The sequence below is a fragment of the Leifsonia sp. SIMBA_070 genome (assembly GCF_046534635.1).
Lineage (GTDB): Bacteria > Actinomycetota > Actinomycetes > Actinomycetales > Microbacteriaceae > Leifsonia.
The window spans coordinates 2587249-2601011 of sequence record NZ_JAWRYK010000001.1 but is presented as its reverse complement, the minus strand read 5'-3'; the positions used below and the strand labels follow the sequence as shown (position 1 = coordinate 2601011).

The window sequence follows — 13763 nt, the reverse complement described above, 5'->3', positions numbered from 1 at the left end:
GGGCCGGCCGCCGTGGCCGGCCCGCTTCCACCACAGGTCGTCAGCCGTGTACGGCTGAACGAAACCTGGTGTCAGTAAGGAAAATCCCCATGACCATGACAGATCCGGTCGCAGACATGCTGACCAGACTGCGCAACGCGAACTCGGCTCACCACGACACCGTGTCGATGCCGCACTCGAAGCTCAAGGCCCACATCGCCGAGATCCTCACCAACGAGGGCTACATCTCCGGCTGGGAGGTCGCCGACGCCCGCGTCGGGAAGACCCTGACCCTGAACCTCAAGTTCGGTCCGAACCGCGAGCGTTCCATCGCCGGTATCAAGCGCGTGTCGAAGCCCGGCCTTCGCGTCTACGCGAAGTCCACGGAGCTCCCCAAGGTGCTCGGCGGGCTCGGCGTCGCCATCCTGTCCACCTCCTCCGGTCTGCTCACGGACCGCCAGGCTGAGAAGAAGGGCGTGGGTGGGGAAGTCCTCGCCTACGTGTGGTAATCCGCCATGTCGCGTATTGGAAGACTGCCCATCGACATCCCGACCGGGGTCGATGTGAAGATCGACGGCCAGGCCGTCACCGTCAAGGGTCCGAAGGGTGAGCTCAGCCTCACCGTCGCGAACCCGATCGAGGTCAAGCTCGAGGAGAACCAGGTCCTCGTGACCCGTCCGGACGACGAGCGCGCTTCGCGTTCGCTGCACGGCCTCACCCGCACCCTCATCAACAACCAGATCATCGGCGTCACCCAGGGCTACTCCAAGGGCCTGGAGATCGTCGGCACCGGTTACCGCGTCGTGCAGAAGGGTGCGGCCGTCGAGTTCGCGCTCGGCTTCTCGCACCCGGTGACCGTGGAGCCGCCGGCCGGCATCACCTTCACGGTCGAGGGCAACAACCGCCTCACCGTCGCAGGGATCGACAAGCAGGCCGTCGGCGAGGTCGCCGCGAACATCCGCAAGATCCGCAAGCCCGAGCCGTACAAGGGCAAGGGCGTGCGCTACGCCGGCGAGGTCGTTCGTCGCAAGGCCGGAAAGGCTGGTAAGTAATCATGGCTCTGGGTACCAGAGGAAAGAGCAAGGCGGCCGCTCGCGATCGCCGTCACACCCGCCTTCGCAAGAAGATCGAGGGCACCGCGGTCCGTCCGCGCCTGGTCGTCACCCGTTCGGCCCGCCACGTCTTCGTGCAGGTCGTCGACGACGCGAAGGGTCACACGCTGGCCTCCGCGTCGACCATGGAGACCGACCTCCGTACGTTCGACGGTGACAAGACCGCCAAGGCCCGCAAGGTCGGCGAGCTCGTCGCCGAGCGTGCGAAGACCGCAGGCGTCGACGCCGTCGTGTTCGACCGTGGTGGCAGCAAGTACGCGGGACGCGTCGCTGCTGTCGCCGAGGGAGCTCGAGAGGGTGGACTGAACCTGTGAGCGACGCAAACAACAAGGAGCAGACCGTGGCCGATCAGGTAACGGAGGGCACGCAGCCGGTGGAGACCGCTGCGGGAACCGACAACAACACCCGGAGCGAGCGCGAGCCGCGCCGTGGTGGCCGTGAGCGCAACCCCAACCGCGACCGTGGCAGCCGTGACGCCGACAAGAGCCAGTTCCTGGAGCGCGTCGTCACCATCAACCGCGTCTCGAAGGTCGTGAAGGGTGGTCGTCGCTTCAGCTTCACCGCTCTCGTGGTCGTCGGCGACGGCAACGGACTGGTGGGCGTCGGCTACGGCAAGGCTCGCGAGGTGCCGCTGGCGATCTCGAAGGGCGTCGAGGAGGCGAAGAAGAACTTCTTCCGCGTCCCGCGCGTCGGCAACACCATCCCGCACCCGGTGCAGGGTGAGGCCGCCGCCGGCGTCGTCCTCCTGCGTCCGGCTGCCGCCGGTACCGGTGTTATCGCCGGTGGTCCGGTGCGCGCCGTGCTCGAGTGCGCGGGCATCCACGACGTCCTGAGCAAGTCGCTCGGCTCGTCGAACACGATCAACATCGTGCACGCGACCGTCGAGGCGCTGAAGCAGCTCGAGGAGCCCCGTGCCGTCGCTGCCCGCCGTGGCCTCGACTACGACCAGGTCGCCCCGGCGCGCCTGCTTCGCACCGAGGCAGCGCTGGCCGAGGCCGCCGCGACCGCGAAGGCAGGTGCCTGATGGCTGCGCGTCTGAAGATCACGCAGATCAAGTCGAAAGTGAGCGAGAAGCAGTACCAGCGCGACACGTTGCGCAGTCTGGGACTGAAGCGCATCGGTGACGTCGTCGTCCGCGAGGACAACCCGCAGAACCGCGGGTACGTCAACACCGTCGCTCACCTGGTGAAGGTTGAGGAGATCGACTAATGGCTGACGACAAGGCCACCACTGAGGCCGCCGAGAAGCCGGCCACCAAGAAGCCCGCGACCAAGGCCGCGAGCACGAAGGCTGCCGCCGACAAGCCGGCCGCCGCCAAGAAGGCTCCGGCCAAGAAGGCAACGGCTTCGGCCGCCGCCGACAAGGCCGCCGCCTCGACGAAGGACGACACCGTGGCCGCAAAGCCGGCCGCGAAGTCCTCCGCCAAGAAGGACGTCGCGGAGCCCCGCGAGCAGGTCCTGAAGGTTCACCACCTCCGCCCCGCTGCCGGCGCCAAGAAGGACAAGACCCGCGTGGGACGCGGTGAGGGTTCGAAGGGTAAGACGGCGGGCCGCGGTACCAAGGGAACCAAGGCGCGTTACCAGGTCCGGCCCGGGTTCCAGGGTGGCCAGCTTCCGCTGCACATGCGTGCGCCGAAGCTGCGCGGCTTCAAGAACCCGTTCCGGGTCGAGTACCAGGTCGTGAACCTGGAGAAGCTCGCCGAGCTGTACCCGTCCGGCGGTGACGTCACCGTCGCGGACCTCGTCGCCAAGGGCGCCGTTCGCAAGAACGAGAAGGTCAAGGTTCTCGGGAACGGGGACATTGCGGTTAAGCTGAACGTTGCGGTCGACAAGGTCTCCGGCTCTGCTGAGCAGAAGATCGTCGCCGCTGGTGGCTCCGTCCAGTAGCCACCCGCACAGCAGTCGAGTCGGGTGGCCGGGAGACCGGCCACCCGACTGACTCTTAGGAAAGCAGGACGCAGGTTTGTTTAGCGCCGTTGCGCGGATCTTCCGCACACCCGATCTTCGCCGGAAGATCTTCTTCACGCTGGGAATCATCGCCCTCTTCCGGCTGGGCTCCTTCATCCCTGCGCCGTTCGTCGATTTCGGCAACGTCCAGACCTGTCTGAACGCCAATCAGGACACATCCGGCCTTTATTCGCTGGTCAACCTGTTCTCAGGCGGCGCACTCCTCAAGCTCTCGATCTTCGCGCTCGGCATCATGCCGTACATCACCGCGTCGATCATCGTGCAGCTCCTGCGCGTGGTCATCCCGCGCTTCGAGACCCTGTACAAAGAGGGTCAGGCCGGCCAGGCCAAGCTCACGCAGTACACGCGGTACCTCACGATCGCCCTGGGCGTCCTCCAGTCGACGACCCTGATCACCGTCGCCCGCAGCGGCGCGCTGTTCGGCACGACCGCCGTCTCGCAGTGCACGCAGCTCATCACGGACGACTCGTGGTACGCGATCATGCTGATGGTCATCACGATGACCGCCGGTACGGGCCTCATCATGTGGATGGGCGAGCTCGTCACCGAGCGCGGCATCGGCAACGGCATGTCGCTCCTCATCTTCACCTCGATCGCCGCGCAGTTCCCGTCCTCCCTCTGGGCGGTCGGCCAGTCGCAGGGAATCGAGATCCTGCTGGTCGTGATCGCGATCGGCCTGCTCATCGTGATGGGCGTCGTGTTCGTCGAGCAATCGCAGCGGCGCATCCCCGTCCAGTACGCCAAACGCATGGTCGGGCGGCGGACGTACGGCGGCAACAACACGTACATTCCGATCAAGGTGAACATGGCCGGCGTCGTGCCCGTGATCTTCGCCTCGTCGCTGCTGTACCTGCCGGCTCTGATCGCGCAGTTCAACCAGCCGGCGGCGGGCAAAGCACCGGCGCCGTGGGTGACCTGGATCACGAACTACCTGACCAAGGGCGACCACCCCCTCTACATGCTGCTGTACTTCCTGCTGATCGTGGGCTTCACGTACTTCTACGTCGCCATCACCTTCAACCCGGAGGAGGTCGCCGACAACATGAAGAAGTACGGGGGCTTCATCCCGGGTATCCGCGCAGGCCGCCCGACGGCCGAGTACCTCGACTACGTGCTCACCCGCGTGACCCTGCCGGGTTCGTTCTACCTCGGCATCATCGCGCTGATCCCGTTGGTCGCCTTCGCGTTGATCGGCGCCAGTCAGAACTTCATGTTCGGCGGTACGTCCATCCTGATCATCGTCGGTGTCGGACTGGAGACGGTCAAGCAGATCGACTCCCAGCTCCAGCAGCGGCATTACGAAGGGCTTCTGCGTTGACCCGAATGCTGATCGTCGGTCCCCCCGGAGCGGGCAAGGGCACCCAGGCCTCCCGCATCACTACCACCTACGGGATCCCCGACATCTCCACGGGCGACATCTTCCGGGCCAACATCAAGAACGAGACCGAGCTCGGCAAGCAGGTCAAGGCCATCGTGGACGCGGGCGACTACGTCCCGGACAGCCTCACCAATCAGCTCGTCGCCGACCGGCTGCAGGAGGAGGACGCCGCGGGCGGCTTCCTGCTCGACGGCTACCCGCGGACGCTCGCGCAGGTCGACTACCTCGACCAGCTGCTGGCCGGCCAGGGCGAGAAGCTCGACGCGGTCATCCAGCTGACGGCCGATCAGGACGAGATCGTCGAACGGCTGAGCAAGCGTGCGCGTGAGCAGGGCCGCGCCGACGACTCGGAGGAGGCCATCCGCCACCGCCAGCAGGTCTACCTGCGCGAGACGTCGCCCCTGATCGACGTCTACCGCGAGCGGGGCCTGCTCGTCCCGGTGGACGGACTCGGCGCGATCGACGAGGTCGCGGAGCGCATCACGGCGGCCCTGGCCGAGCGCGGCATCCACCCCGTCGAGGGCGCTGCCACCGGCGGGCCCGTCGCGTAGTGGTGCTGTTCCTTCCGGCGACCCTGGTCCTTCGATGAGAATCGGACGCTCGATCTACAAGACGCCGGCCCAGCTCCGTGACATGGTGGCGCCGGGTCTGGCCACGGCGGCTTCGCTCGACGCGGTGGCCGCAGCGGTCGCTGCGGGCGTCTCGACGCTCGAGCTCGACGGACTCGCCGAGCGGGCGATCATCGATGCGGGCGGAGCTTCCAACTTCAAGCTCGAACCCGGATACCACCACACCATCTGCGCGTCGGTGAACGACGAGGTGGTGCACGGCATCCCGGGCGGCCGCATCCTGGAGCCTGGCGACATCCTCTCGGTCGACAGCGGTGCGATCGTCCAGGGCTGGAACGGCGACTCGGCACGGACCTTCGTCCTGCCGGATCCGGCCCACCCCGACATCGTCTCCGAGCGCCGGCGGCTGTCGGAGGTCACCGAGCAGTCGCTGTGGCGCGGAATCGCCACGCTCGCCTCGGCCCGCCACCTGAACGAGGTGGGCGACGCGATCGAGGACTACATCACGTCGCAGGGCGACTACGGCATCCTTACCGACTACATCGGTCACGGAATCGGCCGTCGCATGCACGAGGAGCCGCCGGTGTTCAACTACCGGGTCCGCGCCAAGGGGCCGGAGGTGCGCCCGGGGCTCGTCGTCGCGATCGAGCCGATGGTCGTGCTCGGCGGCCAGGAGACGTACGTCAAGGACGACGGCTGGACCGTCGCGACGGAGGACGGCTCGGCCGCCGCCCACTGGGAGCACAGTGTCGCCGTGCACGCGGACGGCATCTGGGTGCTCACCGCTCAGGACGGCGGGGCCGCCGGCCTGGCGCCGTTCGGCGTGACGCCGACGCCCATCCCGTGACCAGTTCGCCCACGCCGACGACGCGTTCGCTCACGGCGCGCGCAGATGATACACGCGGATTGGCGGAATGGCGCCCTTTCCCATAAGATAGATCCTTGGTGTCTTAGGCACGTTTCCCACGTGCCTTTCGCCGATTACGCACGACCAGCAAACCACTACTTTTAGCGACAGTGAGGCTATGGCCAAAAAAGACGGTGTCATCGAGATCGAAGGATCCGTGATCGAGGCTCTCCCCAACGCGATGTTCCGCGTCGAGTTGACCAACGGTCACAAGGTTCTTGCCCATATCTCCGGCAAGATGCGCCAGCACTACATCCGCATCCTCCCCGAGGACCGCGTGATCGTCGAGCTGAGCCCCTACGATCTGACCCGCGGCCGGATCGTCTATCGCTACAAGTAAAGGTCTGCTGTAAGTAACGGCCTCCGCCGACGGGTAGCCCCAGGCGAGGTACGAGGACAGCGAACAAAGGTAAGAAGCACTCATGAAGGTCAACCCCTCCGTCAAGCGCATCTGCGACAAGTGCAAGGTCATCCGTCGCAACGGCCGGGTCATGGTCATCTGCGAGAACCCGCGCCACAAGCAGCGCCAGGGCTGAACGCAGTAACCGAGTATCGCAGTAACTGAATAAAGAACACAGGCGATCCCAGATCCCACGTCCGCCAGCCGGACGCGGGGGACACCCTCGGAGGAGGCCGGGGCACCGGGATCGCTGCAGACCTCCACTCATCACAGGAGAAGCCAACACATGGCACGTCTAGCAGGCGTCGACATCCCGCGCGAGAAGCGCGTCGAGGTCGCACTCACCTACATCTACGGAGTCGGCCGCACCCGCGCCCTCCAGACTCTGCGCGAGACCGAGATCTCGGGCGACATCCGCGTCAAGGACCTGACCGACGAGCAGCTCGTCGCGCTCCGCGACTACATCGAAGGCAACTTCAAGGTGGAGGGCGACCTGCGCCGCGAGGTGGCCGCCGACATCCGCCGCAAGGTCGAGATCGGCAGCTACGAGGGTATCCGCCACCGCAAGGGCCTCCCGGTCCGCGGCCAGCGCACCAAGACCAACGCTCGTACCCGCAAGGGTCCGAAGCGCACCGTGGCCGGCAAGAAGAAGGCGCGCTAAGGCCAGCGGCCCCAAGCTCTTAGGATTCAGGAGAAGAAATGGCAGCACCCAAGTCGGCCGCTCGCAAGCCGCGCAAGAAGGAAAAGAAGAACATTGCTGTGGGTCAGGCCCACATCAAGAGCACGTTCAACAACACGATCGTCTCGATCACCGACACCACCGGTGCGGTCATCAGCTGGGCCTCGTCCGGCGGCGTCGGGTTCAAGGGCTCCCGCAAGTCGACCCCGTTCGCGGCGCAGCTCGCCGCCGAGTCGGCGGCGCGTCAGGCGCAGGAGCACGGCATGAAGAAGGTCGACGTCTTCGTCAAGGGTCCGGGTTCGGGCCGCGAGACGGCGATCCGTTCCCTCCAGGCCGCGGGCCTCGAGGTCGGTTCGATCAACGACGTCACCCCGCAGGCGCACAACGGCTGCCGCCCGCCGAAGCGTCGTCGCGTCTAATTCTCTTCGCGTACGCCGCAGGCGGCGGTCCGATCCGGGCCGCCGCCTGGCGGCGTGACGAACACCCCCTCAGTAGAAGCAAGTGTCATATAGCGGACACTTAGCCGGAAGGAATCAATAGTGCTCATTGCACAGCGTCCTACGCTCACCGAAGAGAACATCTCCGAGTTCCGCTCGCGGTTCGTCATCGAGCCGCTGGAGCCGGGCTTCGGCTACACCCTCGGCAACTCCCTGCGCCGCACCCTCCTCTCCTCCATCCCCGGCGCGGCGGTCACCAGCATCCGCATCGACGGCGTGCTGCACGAGTTCAGCACCGTGCCGGGCGTGAAGGAGGACGTCACCGAGATCATCCTGAACATCAAGGGTCTGGTGGTCTCCAGCGAGCACGACGAGCCGATCACCGCGTACCTCCGTAAGACGGGTGCCGGCCAGGTCACCGCGGCCGACATCTCGGCCCCGGCGGGTGTGGAGATCCACAACCCCGAGCTCGTCATCGCGACACTCAACGACAAGGCGAAGTTCGAGGTCGAGCTGACCATCGAGCGCGGCCGTGGCTACGTCTCGGCTCAGCAGAACCGCAACGAGTACAGCGAGGCGGGCCAGATCCCGATCGACTCGATCTACTCGCCGGTCCTCAAGGTCACGTACCGCGTCGAGGCCACCCGTGCCGGTGAGCGCACCGACTTCGACCGCCTGGTCGTCGACGTCGAGACCAAGCCCGCGATCAGCCCGCGCGACGCCATCGCCTCGGCCGGCCGCACGCTGGTCGAGCTGTTCGGTCTCGCCCGCGAGCTCAACAGCGCTGCCGAGGGCATCGAGATCGGCCCGGCGCCGGTCGACGCCGTCCTCAGCTCCGAGCTGTCGATGCCGATCGAAGACCTCGACCTGTCGGTCCGGTCGTACAACTGCCTCAAGCGCGAGGGCATCAACACCGTGAGCGAGCTCGTCTCGCTGTCCGAGACGCAGCTCATGAACATCCGCAACTTCGGCCAGAAGTCGGTGGATGAGGTCAAGGACAAGCTGACGGAGATGGGCCTGTCGCTGAAGGACTCGGTCCCCGGGTTCGACGGCGCCCACTTCTACAGCGGCTACGACGAGGACGAGTCCACCACCATCTGAGGCACGTCGCCCCGATCGTCGACCGACACGGCCACGTCATCAGACCTTTTCAACACCTTTGGAGATAACCGATCATGCCTAAGCCCACCAAGGGCCCCCGCCTCGGGGGCGGCCCGGCGCACGAGCGCCTGCTGCTCGCGAACCTGGCCGCTGCGCTCTTCACGCACAAGAGCATCAAGACCACGGAGACCAAGGCCAAGCGCCTGCGTCCCGTGGCCGAGCGTCTCATCACCTTCGCGAAGCGCGGCGACCTGCACGCCCGCCGTCGCGTCCTCGCGGTGATCAGCGACAAGTCCGTCGTGCACGAGCTCTTCACCGAGATCGCGCCGCTGGTCGCCGAGCGTGAGGGCGGCTACACCCGCATCACCAAGCTCGGCTACCGCAAGGGCGACAACGCGCCGATGGCGCAGATCGAGCTCGTGCTCGAGCCCGTCACCCCGAAGGTGAAGTCGACCAAGAAGTCGTCCGCGCCGAAGGCCGCTCCGGTCGAGGAGCCGGCCGCCGACGAGGCTCCGGCGGAGGAGACTGCAGCCGACGAGACCGCAGCCGACGAGACCGCTGAGGCGACCACCGCCGAGACCGCCGCCGCTGAGGCCGAGGTCGCGGAGGACGCCAAGGCCGACTCCGAGGCCGCCGGTGAGACCGAGGCCGAGACCGAGGCGGAGAAGGCGTAACGCCCTTCCCTCTCCGAACGAAGGCCCCGCATCCGTGTGATGCGGGGCCTTCGTCGTTCCCACGGATGTGCGGGCGGCGGCGGGAGGCCAGGCTCTAGGGTGAAGAGATGACCGACGACACTCTCAGCCCGCTCAGCGAGCGGGTGGCCGCGCCGCCGACCTACCGCCCGCAGCATCCCCTGATCGCCGAGTGGCGGCCGGCAACGGCGGCCGATGTCGACGCTGTGCACGAGGTGTACCGGGCGATCGCCGTTCAGGATCACCCCAACTACGTGACCACGCGCGAGGAGGTCGAGGAGGAGCTCGGCTACAGCTTCATCGACCTCGAGACCGACAGCCTGCTCGCCGTCACCGCAGACGGCCGGGTCGCCGCCGTCGGGATCGTCATGGAGCCACCGCGGCAGGAGACACTGGTGCGGGAGTTCATGAACGGGGGAGTCCACCCCGAGTTCCGCGGCCGCGGCATCGGCCGCGAGCTGCTGGCATGGCAGCGGACACGCGGTGAGCAGAAGCTGGCGGCCGTTCAGAAGGCGCTGCCCGGCTGGCTCGTCGGCTACTCGGACCGCCGCTCGGAGGACCGCCAACGTCTGCTGGTCGCGGGCGGTTTCGAGATCGCCCGGTACTTCCACACGATGGAGCGGGACCTGCGGGGTCCCATTCCGGAGGTCGTCCCGACGATCGACGTCCGCATCGTCCCGTACAGCACGGAGTTCGCCGAGGCCGTCCACGCCGCCCGCGACGATGCCTTCCAGGATCACTGGGGGAGTCAGCCGCTGAGCGACGAGCAGTTCGCCGGCCTGGTCTCCGGCACGTTCGTCCCCGAGCTGTCGTTCGTCGCGCTGTCCGGCGACGAGGTCGCGGGCGTGCTGCTCACCGACGTGAACGAGGACGACTGGCCCGGCCAGGGCTTCACCGGCGCGTACGTCTCGACCGTGGCGGTGACGCGCCCGTTCCGCGGCAGGAGGATCGCGCCGTCGCTGCTGCGTTCGGTTCTCCAGGCCGCTGCCGCGCGAGGGTGGGACAAGGTCGTGCTCGACGTCGACGCCGAGAACCCGACCGGCGCCCTCGGCCTCTACACGGGGATGGGGTTCGTGTCGACGCAGTCGGAGACGGGGCTGGTGCGTGTCTACTGAGACCACCCGCTACCGGCTCGACATCGCCTACCAGGGCACGGATTTCAACGGCTGGGGCCGACAGCCCGGACTGCGGACGGTGCAGGGGACGCTGGAGGACGCGCTCGCGACCATCTTCCGGCGCGCCGGGGACCCGCCTCTGCTGACGGTCGCCGGACGCACCGACGCCGGCGTCCACGCCACCGGTCAGGTCGCGCACGTCGATCTGACCGCCGAGCAGGAGGCCGTGCTCCGCAAACCGCACGGCAAGCGTCCGCCGCTCTCGGCGGAGGAGGCCCTGGCTCGCCGGCTGAACGGCATCCTCGGTCCCGTGTCCGATGTCGTCGTCCTCGCCGCCTCCGTCGCTCCCGAGGGCTTCGACGCGCGCTTCTCCGCATCCTGGCGGCACTACGAGTACCGCGTGGCGGACCGCCTCGCGCTCCGCGACCCGCTGCAGCGGCATCGCACCGCCTGGGTGTCGTCCGACCTGGATGTCGCCGCTATGGATATGGCCGCCCACGGGCTGCTCGGCCTCCACGACTTCGCCAGCTACTGCAAGGCGCGGGAGGGCGCGACGACCATCCGCACGCTGCAGGCGTTCGCGTGGCGCCGCGATGACGACGGCGTCCTCGTCGCCGACCTGACGGCGGACGCGTTCTGCCACAGCATGGTGCGTGCGCTCGTCGGAGCGTGCGTCGAGGTGGGGGAGGGCAAGCTCGGTGCAGGCGACCTGGTCGCCCTGCGCGACGGGAAGCGCCGGACCAGCGCATTCACGGTGATGCCCGCCCGCGGACTGACCCTCCTGAAGGTCGGCTACCCGGACGGCCCCGAGCTCGCACTGCGCGCGGAGCGCACGCGGGCGCTGCGGGAGCTGTAGCACGGTGGCTCAGCGGACCAGCCCGTTCTCGTAGGCGAACGCGACGAGCTGGACGCGCGAGCTCAGCGAGAGCTTGGCGAGGATGCTGCGGATGTGCGTCTTGACGGTCGCCTCCGCGATGAACGCGGTGCGGCCGATCTCTCCGTTGGAGAGACCGCGTGCCGCCAGCAGGAACACTTCCTTCTCGCGCACGGACAGATGATCGATCGCTTCGGGTCGGCGGCGGGCGAGGGTGCGGAACAGCTCGCTCGTCGCCTTCGGTGCGATGACCGAGTGGCCGTCGTGCACGGTCCTGATCGCCGCGAGAATGAAGTCGGGTGTCGCGTCCTTCAGGAGGAAGCCGTCAGCCCCGGCGCGCAGGGCGGCGGCGACCGCCTCGTCACGCTCGAACGTGGTGAGCACGACGATGCGGGGGAGAGCGGCCGAACCCTCCCCGCGGATGGTCGTCGTCGCGGCGATGCCATCGACGTGGGGCATCCGGAGGTCCATCAGCATCACGTCCGGCCGCGCTGTCCGCGCGAGCGCGACAGCCTCCGCGCCATCGGAGGCCGCCCCTGCGAACTCCAGGTCCGCCTGCGACTCGATCATCATCTGCAGGCCGGTGCAGAACAGCGGCTGGTCGTCGGCCACGGCCACCCGGATCACGCGGTCACCGCCGTGCGTCCCGCGGCCGGGATGTACGCGGTCACCAGGTAGCCGCCCGGCACGTCGTCGTCCGGGCCCGCGTCGAGCCAGCCGCCGGCGAGTCGTGCGCGTTCGCGCATCCCGATCAGCCCGCGGCCGGCGGCGCCTGCGGCCGGCGGCGTGTGCGCGGGATCCACGGGATGCGAGGCGACGGAGATCGATACCCCGTCGTCGCGCGCGTCGAGGGCGAGCCGGGCGGTCGCACCGCGGCCGGCGTGCTTGAGAGCGTTCGTCAGCGCCTCCTGGACGATCCGGTAGACGGCCAGCTGCTGCACTGCAGTGAGGTCGCCGGGCTCGCCGAACCGCTCCACCGAGACGGACAGGCCGGCGTCGGAGAGCCGCTTCACCAGGTCATCGAGCTCCTCGAGCCCCGGATGCGCGTCCCCGCTCGGAGCACCGACCAGGGTCTCGATGAGTACCCGCACCTCGGTGAGTGACGACCGTGCCGTATCCGCGATGGTGGCGAGCGACGGAGCGACGGCGGAAGGGCGGTCCTCTGCGAGCAGGCGGGCGCCGTCGGCCTGGGCGAGGATGACCGAGAGGGAGTGCGCCATGATGTCGTGCACATCCTGCGCGATGCGCTCGCGCTCGCCGCTGACCAGGGCCTCGACCTCGGCCACGTGCAGTCGGCTGGTCGCCTGCTCCAACTCGACCTCCTTCTGGAGCGAGCGCGCCCAGACGCCGATGAGCGTTCCGATCAACCACGCCACCGCGCCGGCGACGGCGCAGAGGACGAAGAACAGCGCCCTGGCGGCAGCGTCGCCGCGGCCGACGCCCAGCCACCAGGCGAGGAGCCCGGCGGTCGAGAGTCCGGCGCCCACAGCGAAGGTGAAGGCGACGACGCGCATCCTGCCACGAACCGTCGCGGCGACGACCAGGGCGACGATCCCGTAGCCCAGGTACACCAGTGGGTCCTCGAAGATGCCTGCCGGGAACAAGAGCTGGCCGATCAGCACCGCCGTTGCGGTGGCCATGGCGACGATCGGACTGAGCCGCGCCAACCCGATCGCGCACGCCAGAAGGAGGAGCGCCGCCCAGAACGGGCCCTCGGAGCGGAGGTGACCGGGGACCAGCTGGTTCCTGCCTACCAGGGCGATCGCCCAGAAGACGAAGAACACCACCGCGATTGCCGGTTCGAGCAGCCAGCGGCTGCGGAGCAGGAGCGATCTCATACCGGCCACGCTAAGGTGCGTCCGGGGATACCGGCGGCGATCGCCCCCGGTTTCAGCCCCAGGGATGAGTGGAATCCACCCGGTTTGACCGGGCGCACCGGCCTCCCGTAGTATTGCTCTTTGGTGTCCGTGCCATCTGCGGCGCGACATGCGAACGTGAGCCCTCCACCGGTACGGTTCCCTCTTCACTGATGCGGAACCTCCACGGAGCGGGATTCACGAACACCTCCGTTCGAACAGAAAGCAGCCACTACTGTGACGCGCACGTATTCCCCGAAGGCAGACGAGATCCAGCGCGACTGGGTCGTCATCGACGCGACCGATGTCGTGCTCGGCCGCCTCGCCAGCCACACCGCCGCCCTCCTGCGCGGCAAGCACAAGCCGACCTTCGCTCCGCACATGGACATGGGCGACTTCGTCATCATCGTCAACGCCGACAAGGTCGCTCTGACCGGCCAGAAGGCCGCGCAGAAGAAGGCCTACCGCCACTCGGGCTACCCGGGCGGCCTGAAGGCGACCACCTACTCGGAGCTTCTGGAGAAGAACCCGGTGCGCGCCGTCGAGAAGGCCGTCCGCGGCATGCTCCCCAAGAACTCCATCGGTCGCGCCCAGCTCCGCAAGCTGAAGGTCTACACCGGAAGCGAGCACCCGCACGCCGCTCAGCAGCCGAAGCAGTACACGCTCGGCCAGGTCGCCCAGTAACGCCGGCGACGCA

20 protein-coding genes are annotated in these 13763 nt (G+C 67.8%); 18 read left to right on the top strand and 2 right to left on the bottom strand.

Features of this window, described 5'->3' with window-relative positions:
* Positions 1 to 89: 89 nt before the first annotated feature.
* From rpsH to truA, 17 genes are all read left to right on the top strand, one after another.
* Complete coding sequence (gene rpsH, locus SB754_RS12305; RefSeq protein ID WP_410782602.1) at positions 90 to 488, top strand: 30S ribosomal protein S8; 399 nt, start codon at positions 90 to 92, stop codon at positions 486 to 488.
* A gap of 6 nt (positions 489 to 494) precedes the next feature.
* A complete protein-coding gene (rplF, locus tag SB754_RS12300) occupies positions 495 to 1031 on the top strand; it encodes a 50S ribosomal protein L6 (RefSeq protein ID WP_410782601.1) in 537 nt (178 codons plus the stop codon).
* 2 nt (positions 1032 to 1033) lie between these two features.
* Positions 1034 to 1405 carry a 50S ribosomal protein L18 gene (rplR, locus tag SB754_RS12295; RefSeq protein WP_410782600.1) on the top strand — a complete coding sequence of 124 codons (372 nt, stop codon included), beginning with the start codon at positions 1034 to 1036 and terminating at the stop codon, positions 1403 to 1405.
* Positions 1402 to 2115, top strand: coding sequence for a 30S ribosomal protein S5 (rpsE, locus tag SB754_RS12290; protein ID WP_410782599.1), 714 nt, complete (start codon positions 1402 to 1404; stop codon positions 2113 to 2115). The genes rplR and rpsE overlap by 4 nt, the downstream gene beginning before the upstream one ends.
* Positions 2115 to 2300, top strand: a complete 186-nt coding sequence (rpmD, locus tag SB754_RS12285) for a 50S ribosomal protein L30 (RefSeq protein WP_018191951.1) — start codon at positions 2115 to 2117, stop codon at positions 2298 to 2300. Before rpsE ends, rpmD begins: the two co-directional genes overlap by 1 nt.
* Positions 2300 to 2977 carry a 50S ribosomal protein L15 gene (rplO, locus tag SB754_RS12280; RefSeq protein WP_410782598.1) on the top strand — a complete coding sequence of 226 codons (678 nt, stop codon included), beginning with the start codon at positions 2300 to 2302 and terminating at the stop codon, positions 2975 to 2977. Before rpmD ends, rplO begins: the two co-directional genes overlap by 1 nt.
* A 76-nt stretch (positions 2978 to 3053) precedes the next feature.
* A complete protein-coding gene (secY, locus tag SB754_RS12275) occupies positions 3054 to 4376 on the top strand; it encodes a preprotein translocase subunit SecY (protein ID WP_115697821.1) in 1323 nt (440 codons plus the stop codon).
* On the top strand, positions 4373 to 4987 hold the full coding sequence (locus tag SB754_RS12270) for an adenylate kinase (protein ID WP_410782597.1): 615 nt from the start codon (positions 4373 to 4375) through the stop codon (positions 4985 to 4987). Before secY ends, SB754_RS12270 begins: the two co-directional genes overlap by 4 nt.
* A gap of 34 nt (positions 4988 to 5021) precedes the next feature.
* On the top strand, positions 5022 to 5852 hold the full coding sequence (gene map, locus SB754_RS12265) for a type I methionyl aminopeptidase (RefSeq protein WP_410782596.1): 831 nt from the start codon (positions 5022 to 5024) through the stop codon (positions 5850 to 5852).
* Positions 5853 to 6030: 178 nt separating this feature from the next.
* Positions 6031 to 6252, top strand: coding sequence for a translation initiation factor IF-1 (gene infA / locus SB754_RS12260; protein ID WP_011186713.1), 222 nt, complete (start codon positions 6031 to 6033; stop codon positions 6250 to 6252).
* A gap of 82 nt (positions 6253 to 6334) precedes the next feature.
* Positions 6335 to 6448: a 50S ribosomal protein L36 gene (rpmJ, locus tag SB754_RS12255; protein ID WP_018191946.1), complete on the top strand. Its 114-nt coding sequence runs from the start codon at positions 6335 to 6337 to the stop codon at positions 6446 to 6448.
* Positions 6449 to 6598: 150 nt separating this feature from the next.
* On the top strand, positions 6599 to 6973 hold the full coding sequence (rpsM, locus tag SB754_RS12250) for a 30S ribosomal protein S13 (RefSeq protein ID WP_018191945.1): 375 nt from the start codon (positions 6599 to 6601) through the stop codon (positions 6971 to 6973).
* Positions 6974 to 7011: 38 nt separating this feature from the next.
* A complete protein-coding gene (gene rpsK / locus SB754_RS12245; protein WP_018191944.1) occupies positions 7012 to 7410 on the top strand; it encodes a 30S ribosomal protein S11 in 399 nt (132 codons plus the stop codon).
* A 120-nt stretch (positions 7411 to 7530) separates the two neighbouring features.
* On the top strand, positions 7531 to 8529 hold the full coding sequence (locus tag SB754_RS12240; RefSeq protein WP_018191943.1) for a DNA-directed RNA polymerase subunit alpha: 999 nt from the start codon (positions 7531 to 7533) through the stop codon (positions 8527 to 8529).
* Between the two features lie 74 nt (positions 8530 to 8603).
* Entirely contained in the window at positions 8604 to 9203 is a 600-nt protein-coding gene (gene rplQ, locus SB754_RS12235; RefSeq protein ID WP_410782595.1) for a 50S ribosomal protein L17, read from the top strand.
* Positions 9204 to 9310: 107 nt separating this feature from the next.
* Positions 9311 to 10336: a GNAT family N-acetyltransferase gene (locus SB754_RS12230; RefSeq protein ID WP_410782594.1), complete on the top strand. Its 1026-nt coding sequence runs from the start codon at positions 9311 to 9313 to the stop codon at positions 10334 to 10336.
* On the top strand, positions 10326 to 11192 hold the full coding sequence (truA, locus tag SB754_RS12225) for a tRNA pseudouridine(38-40) synthase TruA (RefSeq protein WP_410782593.1): 867 nt from the start codon (positions 10326 to 10328) through the stop codon (positions 11190 to 11192). Before SB754_RS12230 ends, truA begins: the two co-directional genes overlap by 11 nt.
* 9 nt (positions 11193 to 11201) lie before the next feature.
* Here truA and SB754_RS12220 read toward each other — a convergent pair whose 3' ends face one another.
* A complete protein-coding gene (locus SB754_RS12220; RefSeq protein WP_410782592.1) occupies positions 11202 to 11837 on the bottom strand; it encodes a response regulator in 636 nt (211 codons plus the stop codon).
* Positions 11834 to 13048 (bottom strand): sensor histidine kinase, encoded by a 1215-nt coding sequence (locus tag SB754_RS12215; RefSeq protein ID WP_410782591.1) that lies wholly within the window; start codon positions 13046 to 13048, stop codon positions 11834 to 11836. The genes SB754_RS12220 and SB754_RS12215 overlap by 4 nt, the downstream gene beginning before the upstream one ends.
* A gap of 255 nt (positions 13049 to 13303) precedes the next feature.
* On the opposite strand from SB754_RS12215, the gene rplM reads away from it, so the two are divergent.
* Positions 13304 to 13750 carry a 50S ribosomal protein L13 gene (gene rplM, locus SB754_RS12210; RefSeq protein WP_410782590.1) on the top strand — a complete coding sequence of 149 codons (447 nt, stop codon included), beginning with the start codon at positions 13304 to 13306 and terminating at the stop codon, positions 13748 to 13750.
* The last annotated feature ends 13 nt before the right edge of the window (positions 13751 to 13763 follow it).

What these genes read in the sequence shown, in the direction of transcription:
- rpsH (WP_410782602.1), top strand. Translation starts at nt 90, where the DNA reads ATGACCATGACAGATCCGGTCGCAGACATGCTGACCAGACTGCGCAAC.
- rplF (WP_410782601.1), top strand. Translation starts at nt 495, where the DNA reads ATGTCGCGTATTGGAAGACTGCCCATCGACATCCCGACCGGGGTCGAT.
- rplR (WP_410782600.1), top strand. Translation starts at nt 1,034, where the DNA reads ATGGCTCTGGGTACCAGAGGAAAGAGCAAGGCGGCCGCTCGCGATCGC.
- rpmD (WP_018191951.1), top strand. Translation starts at nt 2,115, where the DNA reads ATGGCTGCGCGTCTGAAGATCACGCAGATCAAGTCGAAAGTGAGCGAG.
- rplO (WP_410782598.1), top strand. Translation starts at nt 2,300, where the DNA reads ATGGCTGACGACAAGGCCACCACTGAGGCCGCCGAGAAGCCGGCCACC.
- map (WP_410782596.1), top strand. Translation starts at nt 5,022, where the DNA reads ATGAGAATCGGACGCTCGATCTACAAGACGCCGGCCCAGCTCCGTGAC.
- infA (WP_011186713.1), top strand. Translation starts at nt 6,031, where the DNA reads ATGGCCAAAAAAGACGGTGTCATCGAGATCGAAGGATCCGTGATCGAG.
- rpmJ (WP_018191946.1), top strand. Translation starts at nt 6,335, where the DNA reads ATGAAGGTCAACCCCTCCGTCAAGCGCATCTGCGACAAGTGCAAGGTC.
- rpsM (WP_018191945.1), top strand. Translation starts at nt 6,599, where the DNA reads ATGGCACGTCTAGCAGGCGTCGACATCCCGCGCGAGAAGCGCGTCGAG.
- rpsK (WP_018191944.1), top strand. Translation starts at nt 7,012, where the DNA reads ATGGCAGCACCCAAGTCGGCCGCTCGCAAGCCGCGCAAGAAGGAAAAG.
- rplQ (WP_410782595.1), top strand. Translation starts at nt 8,604, where the DNA reads ATGCCTAAGCCCACCAAGGGCCCCCGCCTCGGGGGCGGCCCGGCGCAC.
- SB754_RS12230 (WP_410782594.1), top strand. Translation starts at nt 9,311, where the DNA reads ATGACCGACGACACTCTCAGCCCGCTCAGCGAGCGGGTGGCCGCGCCG.
- SB754_RS12215 (WP_410782591.1), bottom strand. Translation starts at nt 13,048, where the DNA reads ATGAGATCGCTCCTGCTCCGCAGCCGCTGGCTGCTCGAACCGGCAATC.